This is a genomic window from Desulfovibrio sp. (genome assembly GCA_016208105.1).
Classification (GTDB): Bacteria; Desulfobacterota; Desulfovibrionia; order Desulfovibrionales; family Desulfovibrionaceae; genus Fundidesulfovibrio.
On the sequence record JACQYS010000030.1, the window covers coordinates 1 to 18,400 of the forward strand.

At 61.7% G+C, this 18,400-nt stretch carries 9 protein-coding genes; 4 read left to right on the forward strand and 5 right to left on the reverse strand.

Going from position 1 to position 18,400, the window contains the following annotated elements:
* Nucleotides 1-2,405: 2,405 nt before the first annotated feature.
* Nucleotides 2,406-5,726 (reverse strand): error-prone DNA polymerase, encoded by a 3,321-nt coding sequence (locus HY795_18480; protein ID MBI4807205.1) that lies wholly within the window; start codon nucleotides 5,724-5,726, stop codon nucleotides 2,406-2,408.
* A gap of 136 nt (nucleotides 5,727-5,862) precedes the next feature.
* On the opposite strand from HY795_18480, the gene HY795_18485 reads away from it, so the two are divergent.
* Genes HY795_18485 through HY795_18500 form a run of 4 tightly spaced genes read left to right on the forward strand, consistent with a single transcriptional unit; the run spans nucleotide 5,863 to nucleotide 13,284 of the window.
* Nucleotides 5,863-8,181, forward strand: coding sequence for a hypothetical protein (locus HY795_18485; GenBank protein ID MBI4807206.1), 2,319 nt, complete (start codon nucleotides 5,863-5,865; stop codon nucleotides 8,179-8,181).
* 16 nt (nucleotides 8,182-8,197) lie between these two features.
* Entirely contained in the window at nucleotides 8,198-11,344 is a 3,147-nt protein-coding gene (locus tag HY795_18490) for a zinc-dependent metalloprotease (GenBank protein ID MBI4807207.1), read from the forward strand.
* Nucleotides 11,345-11,346: 2 nt separating this feature from the next.
* The gene (locus HY795_18495) at nucleotides 11,347-12,552 is read left to right on the forward strand and encodes a hypothetical protein (GenBank protein ID MBI4807208.1); all 1,206 of its coding nucleotides are present in this window, start codon (nucleotides 11,347-11,349) and stop codon (nucleotides 12,550-12,552) included.
* Nucleotides 12,553-12,558: 6 nt separating this feature from the next.
* Nucleotides 12,559-13,284: a glycosyltransferase family 2 protein gene (locus tag HY795_18500; GenBank protein ID MBI4807209.1), complete on the forward strand. Its 726-nt coding sequence runs from the start codon at nucleotides 12,559-12,561 to the stop codon at nucleotides 13,282-13,284.
* Between the two features lie 58 nt (nucleotides 13,285-13,342).
* Here HY795_18500 and HY795_18505 read toward each other — a convergent pair whose 3' ends face one another.
* From HY795_18505 to HY795_18520, 4 genes are all read right to left on the reverse strand, one after another.
* Nucleotides 13,343-15,415: a hypothetical protein gene (locus tag HY795_18505; GenBank protein MBI4807210.1), complete on the reverse strand. Its 2,073-nt coding sequence runs from the start codon at nucleotides 15,413-15,415 to the stop codon at nucleotides 13,343-13,345.
* 181 nt (nucleotides 15,416-15,596) lie between these two features.
* A complete protein-coding gene (locus tag HY795_18510) occupies nucleotides 15,597-16,367 on the reverse strand; it encodes a molecular chaperone TorD family protein (protein ID MBI4807211.1) in 771 nt (256 codons plus the stop codon).
* Nucleotides 16,364-17,248 carry a hypothetical protein gene (locus HY795_18515; GenBank protein ID MBI4807212.1) on the reverse strand — a complete coding sequence of 295 codons (885 nt, stop codon included), beginning with the start codon at nucleotides 17,246-17,248 and terminating at the stop codon, nucleotides 16,364-16,366. Before HY795_18515 ends, HY795_18510 begins: the two co-directional genes overlap by 4 nt.
* An 11-nt stretch (nucleotides 17,249-17,259) precedes the next feature.
* Nucleotides 17,260-18,393 carry a 4Fe-4S dicluster domain-containing protein gene (locus HY795_18520; GenBank protein ID MBI4807213.1) on the reverse strand — a complete coding sequence of 378 codons (1,134 nt, stop codon included), beginning with the start codon at nucleotides 18,391-18,393 and terminating at the stop codon, nucleotides 17,260-17,262.
* Nucleotides 18,394-18,400 lie beyond the last annotated feature (7 nt).

An 18,400-nucleotide genomic window follows, 5' to 3' on the forward strand; every position in this document is an offset into this window, starting at 1 on the left:
AGCGCACGCGCGAGGAAGAAGCCCACGATCTCGACGGCCTGAGGGTCTGGCTTCAAGAAGAAGCGGGACTCCAAAGTCCTGGACGTCACGAACCAGAAATTTTCGGGGGTGTTCTGTCGGATCGGTCGCATGAGGTGTGCATGCACGAACGATCGCAGGAGCGCAATCGTTTGTGCTCCGAAAATCGTTCCGATTCCTTGGGTCCCAGGCACGTGCGGTCATCGCTCTCCGAAATTCGTTCCGTTCGACGAAGCACGAAGCCCCGATCGCGATCGCCTCCTCAGGTTACGCGCGGTTGCGCGGCGGCCGGCGTTTTCGCTGAGGCCTGAGCGAAATCGTCCCCCACGCGGTGATGGCTCCGCGTGGACCTCGAGCTCCGCGCGAAAATCGAGGTCCGCGGCAGTGGGTTTCGTGCTATTCTGGGTCCGATGTTGAAGTCGTGTTTCCGCGAAGAGCAGAGGCGCCCCGGCCCGCCCGCGGTCGCCCGGCGTCCGTAACAGTAAGTTGGTTCGTTATCGGAGTCCGGCCCCGTTGGATCGACGACTTTCCTTCTATCGACCCCCGCCCAGCGGCAAGGGAATCACCAGAATTCAGGACTGTAACGGCAACGTCATCACGATTTCGGCGAGTGGCATCGCGAGCGGAAGTGGGCTCGGCGTGGCGGCCGCGTGACGAGGTCTGAGTACGACGAGCTCGGCCGTCGCGTCCGCACGGTGAACGCCGATCTGACGACTACGCTCTACAACTTGGCCGGCAACGTATCGGTGGGCATCGACGAGCGCGGGAATCGCACAGACAGGCGAGATTCATCGCGGTTTGTTGTCACTATACTCCAAGCCATCATCACCCTGCTTGCGGCGCAAGGCTGGGGCGCTCCAGATCCTTCGCTTCGTCCAGTCGCCGACTCTGGTGCCGTTGCCGTATGTCAAACGGACGGGTCCATCGTAGTACTTCGGGCGTCTGATGGTCGAGAACTCGCGAGGCTTCCAGGACTCGTGCACGACCGCTCCGATGTCTCGTGCGCCGAGATTCTGGTCGCTACTTCGACTCAGACGCTCGTCCTGCGGATCGGTCCGGCCCTTGAGGCCTACTCGATTCCGAGCGCAAGGCGAATTTGGACACTGCGGTTAGGTCAGGCTTCAGTGGCGCCGTGCGAAAACACGAAGACGTTGCTGATTCAAGATGCCGAGTCTGTTCACCTCATCGAACTCGAGGCCGCAGGGACGTTGTCCAGGCGGAAAGGAAAACTTGTCGCATGCGGGCAAAACGGCTTTCTCATTCAGAACGGCGAATCTGTTGAATTCGTAGATTCGCGTTCCGGGCAGGTGACTAAGACGCGCGGCGCGAAGCCGAGCGAATTAGGTGCGGTCGGCATGCTCGCAGACGGAACCCTAGTGGGTGTCTCGAACGATCGAAAATCCATTAGCCTCACGAGCCGGACGGGAGTCAGAACGGTTCGAAGTCGAAATCCTCTATCAAGGCACTTCTGGCAATGCGCAAATTCGATATTCTTCCTGGCGTATCCATCGTGGTCGCGCCGGACGCCTCCCCCCCCGCACGTGGTCAGACTGGACCTCGGTCCAAGCGCGAGGTGGCAGACTCTGGCTCCTCAGGCAATTGCCAGAGTCGGGCACTGCGATGGCGGCCGACTGCCGTACCTTTCTTCAGACGAGTCTGGCCGGGACTGGACCGTGGGCGTTTGGGGCCCAGGCTCGGGCTCGTCACTTTGGAAAGTCGTAACCGTTGGAGGTCCGCTCGCGATGGCGTCGACCGAGGGTGTGCTACTCCTGGCCTCTTTCGATGGGGTCGACGCGCTGAGTATGTCAGACGGCGCCCCGTTATGGTCGCGGCGTGCCGGGCAGATTGTCCCTACTCCCGTCGCCGAAGTCGGCTCTTGGAGAGGCCTAATTCCTCAGACAGGCGGCATGGCGCTTCCCGGCGCGTTCGCTGCTGGCATGCCCGCGACCCTTCGCCTGTTCTCAGGCGGAGTCCCACTGCCTAATATTCGCTGGAGATTCTTGGAGGCAGTCAAGCCTGTTGTCGAGCTGGACCCGGAAGGTCGACTTTCCATCTCTTCCGGCCGCCGACTTGATAGCGACTGGATCGCCATGCGCCTGGTTGGGGTCGATACGGATGGCCGAGCGTTGGCCCAAATTGCCTTGGTCGTCTACCGCTGAGTCCGTCGACGGTATTTCGCGCGTGAATGAGTTGCACACGTTGCGCGTAGCCACCGACATGAACGGACTCATCAGTTCTGACGAACGACCCATCGAAATAGATGGAGGAGCCAGGGTCCTCCGAGGAGCCAAGGTCGGCATCGCGATCGCCGGAACCGAGCCGATGGAGTAAGTCACGGCGGCGTTCTGCGCGAGGTGGCTTCGAAATGCACGTGTCGCGGGAACCATTCACCCGCAACGATAGAAGCGGTTGTAACGCCCTACGGGCTGGGGAGCGACCTTCGGCATCGGTGAGATTTTTTCGACGATGACGTTGGTGACTTTGTCTTCCCGCTGAACCTTGCCTTCCACGATCAGGAGGGAATGCTCCGTGGCCTCTCGCCGAAATCGCGTCATGACGTTCGGGAACACGACCAAATTCATGTGACCGTTTTCGTCTTCGAGGGTGATGAAGACGACGCCCGACGCCGTTCCTGGCCGCTGCCGAGTGATCACCAGCCCACCGACTTTTACTCTCATGCCGGTGGGGACCAGCTCCAAGTCCAGGTACCCAAGCACCCCATCCTCGCGCATTCGATCGCGCAGCAATTTCATGGGGTGAGTTTCTACGGAGAGGCCAGTGGTCTCGTAGTCGAGCGCCAGCGTCTCTGCGGGGCTCGGGACCGGGAGCTTCGGAGCGATCTCACTTTTCGGCTCGACGCTGGCAAAGAGCGGACTCCTGGGGTCGAGGTTGAGCACTCTCCACATCGCCTCTCGTCGCGCTGGCACCAGATCCGCGAACGCCCCGGCCGAGGCGAGCGCGGCGATCGCGTCCTTGGCTACTTTGGTTCGCGCGGCGAAGTCGGCCACCGAAACGAAAGGAGACTCACTCCGGGCACGAACGATGGCCAATCCATCCGCCTCAGAGAGTCCGCGGACTTGGGAGAGCCCGAGGCGCACCGCGGGCTGAATCGCCGATCCATGGCTCGGCCGGCCGAGCTCGTGGTCTTTGAAAGGGGTGTGCAGACCTTTTTCTCTGATTTGTCCGCTGATCCAGGCGGCGTTCTGGAGAGCTTCGTCAGCGGGCTCGAGGGTCGCGGAGAAAAAGCTGAAGACCACCGAGACGGGACGGACCTCCACCCCATGACGCTCTGCATCCTGCACCAAGACGTTCGGTGAATAGAAGCCCATCGGTTGACTGTCGAGCAGCGCCGCTAAAAACGCAGCTGGGTGATATCGCTTGAGAAAACACGAACTGTACGCGAGCAACGCGAACGAGGCTGCATGAGATTCCGGAAATCCATATCCACCGAAGCCTTGAATCATCTTGAAGACGCGCTCGGCGTAGGCCGCGTCGATCCCTCGCTCGAGCATGCCCTTGATCAATCGGTCCCTCAATCGATCGATGTGAATCTTCGACCTCCAACCAATGGCGCGTCGAAGCTCGTCGGCCTCCCCTCCGGTGAATCCAGCCACCGCGATCGCCATCTTCATGACTTGCTCCTGAAAGAGCGGCACACCGTGTGTCTTTCCGAGGATGTCTCGAAGTGCCGGGTGCGGGTACTCGACGGGCTCCTCTCCGCGTCGGCGACGTAGGTACGGGTGCACCATGTCCCCTTGAATGGGACCGGGCCGGATGATCGCGACCGACACCACGATGTCGTAGAAAGTTCTCGGCCGGAGCTTCGGTAGCACCTGCATCTGCGCGCGTGACTCGACTTGGAAAGTGCCGATCGTGTCGGCGTCGGAGATCATGTCGTAGACGAGGGGGTCTTCGGCTGGGATCGTCGCGAGGGTGCGGTCCACACCTTCGAACGAGCGCACGAGATCGAGGGTCTTGCGGAGCGCCGAGAGCATACCCAGGGAGAGGAGGTCGATTTTGAAAAAGCCGAGCGCCTCGATGTCGTCCTTGTCCCACGAAGCCACCGTCCGGAAAGGCATCGTGGCGTTCTCCACCGGGACCATCTCGATGACCGGGTCACGAGAGATGATGAACCCACCGGTGTGCTGTCCCAAGTGCCGCGGCAACCCTCTGAGCGACTGCGCGAAATAAACGACTTTCTGCACGGTCTCGTCGCGCGGATCGAGCCCCGATCGGACGAGCTCGGCCGAGGTCACCGGTGAGTCCGAGATGTAGACCCAATTTCTTGCGTCTTCCTCCTGCTCCTTGATTTTTGGCGTCTCGTGCGGGAAGGAAAGCTCCGAGGACAGCGCGGAGAGTCGTTCGAGCTGATCTTCGGAGAGCCCGAACACTTTGCCGACCTCTCGAAACGCCGAGCGGGCACGGTACGTGATGACCGTGGCGACCAGCGCGGCGTGGTCACGGCCGTACTTTTCATAGACGTACTGCATGACCTCCTCGCGGCGTTCGTGTTCGAAGTCGACGTCGATGTCAGGAGGCTCCCCGCGCTCGATCGAAATGAATCGTTCGAAGAGCAAACTCATGCGGACGGGGTCGATCGCGGTAATTCCGAGGACGTAACACACGACCGAGTTCGCCGCGGACCCTCGACCTTGGCAAAGTATGCCGCGAGCTCGCGCCCACCTGACGATATCCCAGACTGTCAAAAAATAGCCAGCGAAGTCCAAACGCTCGATGAGATCGAGCTCGTGTCGAATCTGGTGGCCAACGTCCTCGGGGACTCCTTGCGGATATCGCTCGCACGCTCCTTTTTCGACGAGCTTTCGCAGGTACTCCATCGGACACTCGTTCCCCGGCAAGCTCTCGATGGCGAAGCGATGCCGCAACTCGGTCAGAGAAAACCGACACGCATCGGCGATCTCCACGCTCCGCTCGAGCGCCTCCGGGAGCTCGGCGAAGAGCTCGACCATCTCGGCGGCCGAGCGAAGGTGCCCGGCCGCGTTGGGCAGCAAACGACGACCTGCTTCGGACAGTCGAATTCCGAGGCGAATACACGTCAGGATGTCGAGGATCGGTTTTCGGGCCGCCGAGTGCATACACACTCCGCCGGTGACCACCAGCGGCAGACGAAATCTCACCGACGCGCGTTGCGCGGCTTCGATGCGGGGTCGATCGAACGGCGAAAACGTCCTACTCACCGCGATCGAAAGCCGATCTCCAAAGACCTCATACTCATCCGTGAGGCTCGAGTCTGAAGGGTCTCCTACATGAATGGCAAAGAGGTCCTTCGAAGCGCGCTCGACGTCCGCGAAGTGAAGCTCGAATCCGCCTTTTCCGACGCGCAGCCGAGCTTCCGACAGCATCCGAGAGAGCCGCGCGTAGGCGTCTCGATCGGTCGGAAAGAGAATCAAAGACGGAGGTACTCTCGCCGCGGATGTGGTGTCCGTGACCTCCGCCTCCAACCCATCGTTGGCAGACGTGCTCACCTCGGACCCAACCAGAATTCGCAAGCTCTCCCCGCTGCGTTCGAGCTCCTTGGCCGCTCGGTGAGCTCGTACCACGCCGTAGAACCCGTTTCGGTCCGTGATCGCCAGCCGTGAATGACCGAGCTCCTTGGCCCGGGTGACGAGCTCTTCGGGTGTCGAGGCCCCTCGCAGGAAGGAGAACGCGGTCGCGCAGCGAAGCTCCACGTAGCGTTCTCTGGTCATACTGATCAAATATTCAGTTTCCAAAATCCGAGCAAGGATCGCTTCCCCCGGTTCAGCCCGGTTGCGAGTTTATCTGAACGAACCCTTGCTCGAAACCATCCGCCGTGCTTTGACGCGTCCTCCAGGAGGACTCCGGATGCGCGTCACGAAGTTGCTTCCGTGTTTGGCTCTCGCCTTCGCCTGCGAAGACGGCCCCGAACAGGTTTTCACACCCTATGAAGGCGACCCGAGCCAAGACAATGGCACGGCGCCAATCTCCCCGTTCGTCCAGCCCGGTGAAAAAGGCTTCGACACCGAAGGTGGTGATCGTGTGGGCCGAGCTCGCTTCTGCGACGTCAGCGAGCAAGACACCCTGATCCAAGACATGGTGCTGAAGCCGGTGATTCCGGACGTGTCTTTGGGCGGCGTGCCGCTTTGGAACCCGGACGGCCGGCCCCTGCGCGCCGACGATCTGGTGGGACGACCGGAAGACGGAAAATTCTGCGACCCGTCCTTCACCTATTCGAACGCGTTCTCCTGGGGACCGACCGAAGAGGTGATCGTCTTTTTCAACGAGGAGACGAGGCTGATCGAGTTCCTGGTGGCTTATACTCAGTACCTCGGAACTCTGTCCGGGTCATACACCGACGCGAGCGGGAACCAAGTCCCCGTCTTGATCAGGACTCGAGAGCGCGTGAAGATCGGCGACACCGAGCTCGACCAATACTCGTCGCGTGCGGACCAGGCGCGCCGGACCAACTCGTGGCTGAACAACGCCAACGTAACGAAGATGTACGCCATGTTGCGGGAGACTTTCTTCGACGGGGATCCGCTGCCTGCTAATTATGACTGCGTCGCCGAGAAGATCTGCGACATCACGTACGATGCGACGAACGAGTCGGCGCCTCAGGCGACCTTCGTGGTGTTCCAGGATTCCGGTGTTCAGCTTCGATTCTCTCCCGAGGGGCAGATCAGTTGGATCATCCTCGAGCCCGTCCGAGTAGCTCCGTTCGAGACTTCCGGCCAGATTTCGTTTGGAGAGGCGAACGGAACGACGATGGACTTCAAGTTCAGGAGCAACTCCCGGCCCAATTGCGAGGTCTCGTTGGACGACGAGGCGAGCTTCGGCGAATTCAAGGCGGTGTGTATCGACGCCGCCGACGACCGAACGCTGAAGCGAGTGAACTACGACGTGTGGACCGCGCGGGACTCGGTTGACGTCAACTTCAACGGGCTCGACATCGGCTTCGTTCGCAAGCTGAGTACCTCCGCGGCGCTGAAGGATGGTGAGCCGCCGGCCGACCCGGACACGTTGTACACGGTTTCGTTCTCCCGCGTGCTGGCGGCACCCGTCGAGGAGTTTCGGCCGCGCTCGCTCGGAACGCTGTACGAACGGAAGCTCGAAGAGCGCGTACACGGGACGGTGATCGGCACGTCGACCTCAGGGCCCACTCATCCACTCAGCGACTATCAGTTGTTCAATCCTTTCATTCGCAACGATCCGCAGGCCATTGGTGAGCTGAAGGTGCCCGGGTCCGGCGGGAGTTGGATTCCCGCAGTGGTCGACGACGTGCTTGCGCGCTACGACGCGCTCTCGGAGGCCGATCGCGCGATGGTCGACCCACGGATCACCGAGCCGACTTTCCTGATCGAGCCGTTTGTCGACGCGGTGTTGGAGGCGTTCACCCACGGTGAGTCCGAGGCTCCCGGCACGTTCAAGTTCTTCCAGACTACGGACGACCGTCGTTGGTCCATCGGCGCGGCCCACTTCGTGCGCGGGGGTGTCTCGTATCGTCTCGAGGTCCAGTACAGCTTGGATTTCGGCGCGGTGACGTTCGTGACTGTGAGCCGGGGCGGCAGCGAGCTCGACGCGCTCTACGAGGCTGCCTTGGCACGAGTGAATGCGGCCGAAGGCACCTCCGAGCCCTTCTTCACGTTGGCCATGGCACGGGCGGGCACGGCCGGAAATCCGTACTCGCTCGGGGGCGCACCCATCACGATTCAGGACTTCGACCGACGGCTCACGATGCTCGACGCCGTGCTCGCGGTGCCGGGCGGTCAGACGCTGCGCATCCCTGTCTCCGGCGACCCGATGGAAGACGAGAACGGCTATCTCCGCCAAATCCGCGGAGAGCGCTGGGAGTTCGTACCCTCTCACGTCGTCCGCCTTTATGGCAAAGAGACGGTCATGGCGTTCTGGATCGAGGCCGATGGCAAGATCGGTCGCGCGTCTCAGGGCGACTTCAAGGGCGACATCGAGCTGTGCGACGGGCTACCGATTCGCTACGGCGTCGACCTCCGGCGCAGCATTCAGGCTTGGCAAGAGCTCGCCGGCCCGGACGCCGCGCGGGACTGCGAGATCGTCTACAATTACTCTCCCAACGGCAACGTGCTCGACTCGGTGGTCTCTCTGACGAACCGAGTCCAGCTCACGGCCTACGACGGACGCGCGGTCGCCGCGGCGATCTGGCGATGAATCGGAGCTTTCCGTCATGACTTCGATGAAGAAACTCTCCTTCGGTATCCTCCTCCTCTCCGCGTGCGTCGACTACCGGCCCGTGCGCAACGGCCTCCGGGACGAGTCGATCTACCTCGATAAGGCCAAGCTCACCGCTCCGAACCCGAAGCTCGGGCAAGGCAGCACCGACTCGAGCTGGCTGTACAAAGCTACCGTGGTGAAGGCTAGCTCCCCAAACGCCGTGGCTGACTACGCCTTTCCGGGCGTCGAAGGGAAATTTGCCGGCGGCGACCCCGAGCTCGTGCGCTTCAGGTACAGCGAGGACTCGCTGCAGATCCTCGACGCCACCCGGCTCATGCGAGACCGACCCGACGACGCCAACGACGATCTTCCGACCACTGCCGACCGAGTCCTGATGGAGTTCCCGGGATCACACGTCGACGTGAAGCTCCGTGAGAGCCTCGATGGCGAGCGGACCAACTATCTGGAAGAGAATACCGAGGCGCCGTGGATGCAGCGGCAAAAATTCCGAGTCGATTTCGAGGGGCTCTCGACCAGCCCCATCGGCCAGGTCGCTTGGTACTATGCCGACTACCTCGGCCAGTGCGCCTCCGTCACCGGCGCGAGCTTGGTCCCAGGGACCTATGAGTTCGACGAGGCCGATCAGCACCTCACCTTCGTCGTCGAAATCAACTACCTCCTCCGCATCGAAGGGGCCTACGGGGCCTGCTACGACGTCATGACCCTGATCAGCGGAGCCGGGACCGCGTCGATTCAGTTCCGATTTTCTTTTTATCGGCCGGGACCCTCGACCTACCAACCGCTCGTGATCGCGGAGAAGGACGAGGTCAACAAGAAGTATGGCGTGTTCCAGGCGCTGAACCTCTTCCGAGACGACAAGACCGGCCTGTTGTCGGCTCAGTCGCTCGCGCGTCGTTGGGATCCGAACCGCACCGAGCCCGCAGTGTATTACTTCGCGGAGGGCTTCCCGGAGAAATGGAAAGTGTCCTTCCGGCAGATGGTCGCGGAGACCAACCGAGTGCTCACGGCAGCGGGAGCCAAGCTTCGCCTCGACGTGAAGGACCATGACTTCGACGGCAAGCCGCGGCACGTCGGCGATCTGCGGTATAGCTTCTTCACGTTCCACCGCGATATCGACACGACCAAGGGCCTGCTCGGCTACGGACCTTCTACGGCCGACCCGCGAACCGGAGAGGTCTTCTCGGCAAACGTCAACCTGTACGAAATCGGCCTCGACAGGTACCGCTTCCTCATTCAGGACTTCCTCGAGGAATTCGGCGCCAAGACGCCCGAGGCCGGCAAGAAGTGGGAAGAAATCACTTGCACGGCCGGGGAGACCGTCGCGCCCGTCGACCAGAAGTCCCGGCTCAAGTCCACACTCATCCAGGAGATGCGGCGCGTGATGGACCTTCCCGAGGTGACGGAAGACTCGATCGTCAAAGCCGACATGATCCCGACGCCGGCTCGACCCAAGGAAGAGTTTCTCGCCAACTACCATCGATTGCTCCCCGAGATCCGTTACGCCGAGCCATTCTGGAACATCTACGTTTACCGAACGCCGCCCCCGGATCTCGGAGACCGGCTGAAGGCCGACCGTGAGTTTACCCAAAGCCTCGCGAAGATCTCGTCGGGACAGAGTCCGTTCGGCACGAGGCCGCTCGATAGCCAAGTCGGGGTGCTCGCGCAGGACGAGTTCGCCAAACAACTCCGGGATTGGAAGCGAAATCACTACGAGCTCGACACGGAGATGAAGCGAGTCATGGCTTCCAAGAACATTCAGGAGGTCAACATCGGAGATGCGCTCGATGCGATCGCCGGCGGAGCTCGAGTCTGCAAGGACGGTCACTTCGAGTCCGACGATCAATATCGGGAGCGAATTCTCGATGCGGTCGTGTATCGGACCGCGATTCACGAGCTCGGCCACACCCTGGGGCTTCGGCACAACTTCTACGGCAGCGCTGACGCGAAGCACATGCATGACGGCGAAGTCAGCGCCTCGGTCATGGACTACGTGTCTCCGATCGAAGAGGCGGGTTCACCGCGAGCTTGGGGGGCTTACGACGAAGCCGCGCTCACCTGGATTTACGGGTCTGAAGAAAAGAAGACCGAAGTCATGAAGGACGACCTGCTCTACTGCACCGACGAACACGCCGGTCGCTCGCCCCTGTGCCAGATGTTCGACCTGGGCGTGACCCCGTCGGAGATCGTGCTCAACCACATCGAGCGCTACGACTGGTTCTACAAGATCAGGAACCGTAGGGCCTACCGCACTTTCTGGGATACGTCCGGCTACGCCTGGGACGTCTATGACTGGGTCTTCTCGATTCAACGCTTCTGGTACCTCGGAATTTTCACCTGGGGCGGCGGCGAAATTCAGAACACGCTCAAGCGGCTCGACCAGGTGGATTCGACGCGAACCGTGCTGACCGACCAGGAGTACGACGAGATCGCCCAGGACATGTACAACGACGTGTCCAGCGCGATCGGAATGACCATGGCTTTCTACGACGCTGTGATCAACCAGCCCGCGAGCTTCCGGAACTATCAAGATGAGTACGACCCTTTCTACGGTGACTTGCTTCGCTTGGGGATCATCACCGACAAGCTCTTCACGATGTTCGCGTTCATGGACTTGTCGGAGGTCTACAACTACGACCCCAACGTCTACACCTACGTGACGATGTACGACGCACCGTTCGGCACCCGTAACTACGCGCTGTCCCAGCGCGTGCTCGACAACATGCTCGGGGCCAACTACGACACCTTCCCCTGGTTCAAGTATTACGCGCTCTTCCTCTTCGCGAACGCGACCAACTCGAACCTCGTCGACACGATCGAGCTCAAGGAGCGCATTGCGCTCCAACGCTTCGAGACTCGTGAGGAGCTCGAGCTGGTGTACGGAGCTGGAATTCTCGAGACCGTCACCGATCCCCACAACCCCCAGAGGATCTTCACCAGCAACGGCGAGGAGTACGTCTACACCTATCTGCCGGATCAGTTGTGGCACCTGGTCGCTTCGAAGTCGCGGAGCCCGGTGAGTTATCAGTACGTCAAAGAGTACAACGAGAGCATGGCCTCGGCGAGCCGAGATCAAGACACGTTCGGTCTCAAGATCCTCCTGGCGTATTATGAGTATTTCAACAACTTCGTAGGGTTCTGAACATGGCCCGCGTATCGCTGTTGGCGCTCCTGACTCTGCTCCCCTACGGGAGCGGCGCGTTCGCCGAGGAGCCCAAGGTCGCGACGTCGTCCACCGCGCAAGACGAGCCCGAGGAGGTGAGGAACAACTTCGTCCTCCCGGGCGAAAACGTCGCGGAGCCGATGCCGGACGTCCCTCCGCCCGCGCGGCGGCTCGGAGAGAACCTCGCGGAGCCCGCCGTGCCGGATGTGTTGAATCTGCCATCCCCTTCGAAGGTGAGGGTCGCCACGGCGACGACTTCAGCGAAGCAACAGGTCGCGGAGAAGACCGAGCAGACGGAGGGTCCGGCGCCCGTCGTTCAGGCGCCTCGGCCGAGCGAAGAGACTCCTGACAGTTCGAAGTCGGGTGCCAAGGCGAGTGAAGAAGAGCGAAAGCGCCTGGCCCGGGAGGTTCAGGATGCCGCACGGGCGAGTAAGCCGTTTCTGAGCGCCTCAGCGGAGTTTCGCATGCTCGCCATCACCGACGAAACTGCCCGGGGTGATCGGTCTCTCGGCTACGGCTTGACCGCAGGCTACCCAGTCATCTCGGGCGGCGTCGCTGCCCTTCGGTTGGGCCTTCGGGAGCGGTTCGTCGCCGAAGTCGGCGACTCGGCGTTTCGTTTCGACGACGTCAGAGCCACATTCTCGTACACCCACTCCGTGGAGCTCCCTAGTTTTTCGCGGGAGCTCTCATTGACTCACTATGCGCGGCTGTGGCTCCCCACGTCGAGACCGAGCCAGGCGAACGATCTGATCGTCGGCACAGCCCTCGAGAGCAAAGCGATCATCGAGGCATTCGAGAACTTCAGCGTCGGCTTCGATGGATTGGCGATTTATCGGTTTTTCGAGTACGCCACCAAGAAGGGCACCGAGCAGTTTCCCAATAACCGGCTGGCGCTACAAGCGCTAGGCTTCGCCGAGTATACGATGTTCGAGGTGGGCGACCTGTCCGTGTCCGGAGGTTTGGATGCGTACACCATTTGGTACCTGGGCTACGCGGTCGGCGGCCATGCCGCATGGACGCAGGACTTTGGCTGGGACCTGTATCTGAGTACTTCCTACGGTCCTCACCTTACGTTCGACGTCTCTTTGGAGCACGGCGGCTCCGTGCTCCGAGACGGCATCCGTAATCCGATCTTCCTTCACCGCGACCAGACCGAGCTCGTCTTCGCACTCTCCGGTCGACTCTAGCGCCTCATGAACGCCGAATCGGCTGCGCCGCAGCGACCCGACGTCTCTTTCGTCATGCCTTGTTACAACGAGGCCGACGTCATCCCGTACACCATCCCGAGGTTCGTCCGGGCCTTTCAGCGCGAAGGCTTCAAGCTCCAGTTGGTCGCGTGCGACAATGGCTCTACCGATCGGACCGGAGAGCTGATCGAGCAACTCACGAGAGAGGGTCTGCCGATCACTCCGGTTCGCGTCGAGGTCAACCAGGGCTACGGGTTTGGTGTGCTCTTTTCGTTGCCCTCATGCACCGCGGACTGGGTTGGTATCATTCCGGCGGACGGTCAGATCGACGCCGAGGACGCCGTCCGACTGTACGAGATCGCTCGAACCCTCAAAGAGCCCGCGCTGATCAAGGTCCGCCGGAGATTTCGGCTGGACGGTGCGCATCGCTCGGTCACCTCGTTCGGATACAACGTGGCCATGGCCGCGTTATGGCCCGGTATTGGCAGCTTCGACGTCAACGGCAGCCCGAAGCTCCTCCATCGCTCCACGATCGAAGCCATGCGGCTCGTTTCCAAGGACTGGCTGCTCGACCCGGAGATCTTGGTCAAAGCGTATCAGATGGGCTTGAAAGTCATCGAGGTGAACGCGTTCTCTCGGATGCGAGAGCACGGGAGCTCCCACGTGCGCCCGATGGACGTGGCGCGATTTTTCCGCGGGCTCTTCAAGCTGCGGGCGGGCTTGATTCGCTGACTCCGTACGCCGATCGGAATCCGGGGCTTGCAGTATTCCAGGCGCCTGACCGCTGATCTCACGGGTAGCGCGATCCCGTCTGCTCCTCGCGCACGATCTCATAGCGCCCGTTCGTGATCGTCGGGCCTCGCAACCTCAGAATCGTCCGGTCGGGAAAGGCGGCGCGTAGCCTCCGAGTCAGTTCCTCGCCTCGATCCCACGCGAGGATCGGCTCGTTGGCGCTCAAATCGGTTGGGTTATAAATGACCGCTGACGCGTAGTCCGGATGTCTCCTGCCCTCGATCAACACCAAAGATCGGCCCAGCGTGCCGCCCGCGATGAGCTCCCGAACGTCGGGCCGCATGCGTCGGTAGTGGAAATATTTGTCGGCCGCACGAAAAGGTACACCCAACCCGACCGCCAGCAGGCACAGCACAACCGCAGCCGCTCGAATGCGCTCGGCCGAGCCGGCGGCCGCTTCGGCGACGACCTCGATCCCGCGGGCGGTCAGGAGCAAGCCCGGGAAAATCACCAGATACCAGTAGCGAGCGCCGAAATCGGGACCGCCCGAAAACCAATAAAAACTGTGAACGAACACGATGGAGAGGCCCGCAGCCAAGACTCCATAGTCCGAGCGGCGCGCCCTCCCCGATCCGAAGAGGACCAAGATACCTAGCAGCGAGCCGGTCACCCAACCGAGGAGCTCCAGGTTTATGAGTGCGACATTGATGTGGCCGTTCAGGACGACGTCTCTCAGTCCGTGGCCAGCAAACGGATCGAGCCCGCCAAAATTCAGGCCTCGATTGGGCCCGAATCCGAGATCGTTGGAGCCCGGACCGTAGAGTCGATTGCAGTACTCGGTGATCGGAAACAACAAGGCGTTCCCGGTCAGAAGCTGGTTGTAGAGGAGCTGTGCGGATCCGACCAGGGCCGTGGCGACGGCTAGCGGCAGGAGAGCGCGCCTGCGTTTCCCTTCGAAGCTCAGGGTCCAAAGACCGAGAGCGACAGCGAGAGTCACGCCTTCGAGGGGCCGGGTCCAACTCACGATGCCGATCGCCAGTCCCGCTGGGATCATGAGTCCCCAACTTCGCCCCTGCCGAACTCGATCGACCAGCCACGTCGCGGCGAGAGTCAGGCACAGCGCGGAAGCATGACCCATATAACTCATGCCAATGAAGAGAAACCAGGGAGATGTCGCGAATAGGAGTACGACCCACTTCGCCTCCCGGATTCCCGCGACACTTCGCGTGACCGAGTAGGCCAAGGGTACGGTCGCGGCGCTGACGATCGGGTTCACGAGCCACGAGACTTTGAAGAGGACGCCGATCGCCAGCAGCATGGGCCATCCGGGCGGAGTCGGGCTGAACCACCGATCTCCCACGAGGCTCATCAGATCGGTATCGAAGGCCTCGGGAACGGGCGGGCTCGGGAGCCACAGCTTCCCTTCGGCGAGATACCGCGCTTGAAGGAGGTAGGCGACCTCGTCGGGAACGTGCGGATGGCGTTGATAGACGAAGTAGGCGAGGGCGCTGGTGATCAGCAGTACCCACGTCGTGGCGAACAGCAGGAGTCGACGGTCGAGAGCGGCACTCGTTCGACTCGCCCAAGACTTCGGGATCGAAGCAGCGAGCAAGCTTGCCACTAGCAGCCCCAAGGCTCGGAGCAAGAAACCAAGGGCGAGCTCTGCGAATGACTCAACCGGGCTCTTGGAGAGTACGGCGCCGGTTACGAAGAAGAGGGCGGTCAGCGCGAGGAGCACCCAGGACCGAAGTCCGAGGGCATCTCTCGCGGCGTTCCAGATCCCCGCGATCTCGCGAAATCTCGTTCCGATGGCCACCCCCGAGACGATGACGACTGCGAGCGCGAACAGGGCGTTGGGCTCGAGCCAGCGCGCCGGTGGAAATAGGTGGGGGTACCGAACAGTCGGCCCGGCGTCGGTGAGTGCGAAACCGGCGGCCTGAATCGAGACGAGGAGGGCCAGCAACCCTGCGAGCGTGGAATTCGCCCGCGAGAGCGTAGCTGCGATCAAGAGGCCGAGGCCTGAGGCTCCAAGGAGCGCCCCGCGCCCGCTGAGGATGCCGTCAGGCAGCATCCCGAGCCAACCTACGGAGAGGAGCGACAGGAGGCCCACGGCGGCGAAGACGAACGGCATCGTTCGTCGGATTGGCTCGTGAGCCATCGAAGCGGGCTAGGTCTAGCCACGCCGAAACGCAATCCCGCCGCGCTAGGGAAGTGGGCCGTCGTGGTATCTCCCTCGAGATCGGAGAGCACGCGACGCGGCTACGATCGAAACGCAGGGCCCGCTGAGAGTCTGGACTGCTTGGCGATCTAGCCTACGACTCGAGCACGCGCAGCCCGGGCGTCGCGCACTCCATGCTCTCGCCCTCCGGCTCGCTACGTGTCCGTTCTTGCGCGCTAACACCCAGTCGTCGCGTCTCTCCGTCGACCCAACGGGCGACCTCGAGCAAGAGCGGGCCGAACCAAGCGCTCTGAGTGACCGCAGGTGAGCTCGCCAGCGCGGTGACGAAGCCGCCGAGGTGGCGCGTGAGGAACTTCGCCTCCGCGTCCCGCACGATCTCGACACCCTCAGCGTCCCCGGCCTGAGTGAGGAAGGACTCCTTCATGAGCAGCGCAGCATAGAACTCGAGCTCCACGGCGATGTGGTCGGGCATCTCGTGACACTCCGCCAGCGCGAACCCGAAGGCTTGATAGAAGCCCATGACGTCGGCGAGATCGTTACCCTTCGAGAGCCCCTTGTGGGAGCCATACTCAGACTCGTACACGGAGGCCGCGCCCCGATCGAACAGCGCAACATACTCGGACCTCAAATCATCGAGGTCGAGCTCGATATCGAGGGCCGGCACACCTTCGAGGAGCTCGTTCACGACGTCTCTCATGCCAACGAGCTCCTGGCCAAAAGACTCCGTCGGATAGCCCAGCAACAGAGAACCCAGTGAGAACCGTCGACCGAGCGCCCAAAGACGCGGAGCGCTATCCAAGTCTAGAGCGTTCGGACTCGGCTCCAAAAGCGGCTTCGAGGCCTCCGCAAGGCCGGAGCTCTTCGGATCCGCAGAGGGGTTCGTGCTCGCGGCAAGCTCGTTCATTTCACCCCTCCTTCGACCAGCACCGGTGTCCAACTCATCGTCACGCACTTTCGGGAGCCCACCTCTGCGTTCCCGCCCTGCCATACCGCGAAGCCGGCAAAGCTCCGGCCACCGGGCGTCAGGGTCGATCCACCCTCGACCATCAACTGTCGCGTAATGACGAGCAGCCACTCACCGTTGACCCACACCGCCCGTCCTAGACTTCCGTGACCCTCCTGGACCGAGCTCGTGCTGAACCCTTCGGCCAGGATCTCGTCCACTCCGGTTTTTTCGTAGGCCTGTGGGTTGCCCTCGGCGCGCCCAGGCGAGAACTTCTCGCGTTCGGCGTCCGATTTCTGACCCACTGACCCCGGATCTCGAAACTCCATCGGATAGATGTCGATCGACATGTTGGGGTACAGATCGCGCATCGTAGGTTTGCCGCGCTCCTTGTCGCGCTGGTACTGGGCGCGCCAGTGGAAGATGTGAACCGGCAGGTCCTTGGCTCCCATGAAGACGGGCGGCGGAGGCCCCGCTTTGACGGGGAACTGCATCGCCGCTGCGTCCGAATATTCACCGAGGCGCCCAGCCTCGTTTACGTCCGCGTCCGCCCACCGGAGTCGCACGGCCATGACACGCCCGTCGTGCACCGCTTGTACCTGGACCATTGGCGTCGTCGTCGACGCGGGCCGAGGTATGGCCATGGGTTGCGCCATCAACGTCACTGGTTCGATCGGCACACCCTCCCAGTACTTGGCGTTGGGGTCGGGCTCGCCGAGCTTGTCCTTCGTCGCCTTGACGAGAATCTCCCCCGCTGACGCGGAGGTCACCGTTCCAACGAGGACCGTTCCGACGAGGACCGTTCCGACGAGGATTGCGGGGATGATCAGCAGCTTCTTCACGACTCGGCTCCTCATGGCGTGTTGTTCCGCGCGACTTTTCGCGTCTCGTCGAAGGCGTCTCGTACGATGACATTCTCGGTCACCGGGACACTCACGAGCTCCTTGCCGAACTCGTCGAATCCTTGGGCCTTGCCGCCGTCCACCTTGAAGCCGTGCATGATTCGATCGGTGCTGCCCATGAGTACGAGCAGTCCCTGAGCCACCGGGTCGCTCGTCAGCTTCCGATAGCGATCCATCGCTCCGTCGACCTGCGGACCGAACATTTGTCGCAAGTAGGCGCGATCGGCGTGGATCGGCGGGATGTAGTAGATGTTCGGCTCGAGGCCGAGCTGTGGATAGTACGGGAGCGCGATCTGCTTCTCGTGGACGAGATAGTCGATCGGGTTGTCCTTTCTCGCTTTCCACGGAGGGTTGATGAATCCCATCACGCGGATCTTGCCGATGCAATTCACGACACACTGGGGCTGGATGCTTTGCTCGACGGCCGGATAACAACCCACGCACTTCTCGCTGGTGCGTGTGATCGGGTTGTACATCGACTTCTTGTACGGGCACGCGCGGACGCACTCTCCGTATCCCTTGCAGCGGGACTGATCGATGAGCACGATGCCGTCCTCTTCCCGCTTGTAGATCGCCTTGCGGGGGCAGGCCGCGAGACAGGCCGGATACGTGCAATGCGCGCACGTTCGGGGGAGATAGAAGAACCACTGGTCGTGCGGGAGCTGGTCGATGTACTCACCCTGGGCGTTGAGTTGACCCGCGCAGTCGTCCTCGCCGACGTTCGGATACATCCAGTCTTCGTCGGTAGGCGCGAAGTGAACCACACGCTCCGAAGCCGGAGCCGCTTCGAAGATGGTCTTTCCGGAGTAAGTTCCGTTCTTGGCCCAGTCTTGTCGACCCAGTTTTTCGAGTACGTTGAGATCCCACGCCATCGGGTAGGCGCCGTAGGGCTTGGTCTCGACGTTGTTCCAGAACATGTACTCCTGACCCTTGCCCGAGGTCCAGGTCGTCTTGCACGCGAGCGTACAGGTCTGGCACGCGATGCATTTATTGAGGTCGAAGACGATCGCCCACTGCCGTTTCGGTCGATGTTCCTCGTAGGGATAGGCCATGTCGCGCTTGATTTGCCAATTTTTGACACTCATGAGTCAC

Bases quoted from the DNA above. Each gene is read 5' to 3' on its own strand.
- HY795_18480 (MBI4807205.1), bottom strand. From the start codon at position 5,726: ATGACCAGAGAACGCTACGTGGAGCTTCGCTGCGCGACCGCGTTCTCC.
- HY795_18485 (MBI4807206.1), top strand. From the start codon at position 5,863: ATGCGCGTCACGAAGTTGCTTCCGTGTTTGGCTCTCGCCTTCGCCTGC.
- HY795_18490 (MBI4807207.1), top strand. From the start codon at position 8,198: ATGACTTCGATGAAGAAACTCTCCTTCGGTATCCTCCTCCTCTCCGCG.
- HY795_18495 (MBI4807208.1), top strand. From the start codon at position 11,347: ATGGCCCGCGTATCGCTGTTGGCGCTCCTGACTCTGCTCCCCTACGGG.
- HY795_18500 (MBI4807209.1), top strand. From the start codon at position 12,559: ATGAACGCCGAATCGGCTGCGCCGCAGCGACCCGACGTCTCTTTCGTC.
- HY795_18505 (MBI4807210.1), bottom strand. From the start codon at position 15,415: ATGCCGTTCGTCTTCGCCGCCGTGGGCCTCCTGTCGCTCCTCTCCGTA.
- HY795_18510 (MBI4807211.1), bottom strand. From the start codon at position 16,367: ATGAACGAGCTTGCCGCGAGCACGAACCCCTCTGCGGATCCGAAGAGC.
- HY795_18520 (MBI4807213.1), bottom strand. From the start codon at position 18,393: ATGAGTGTCAAAAATTGGCAAATCAAGCGCGACATGGCCTATCCCTAC.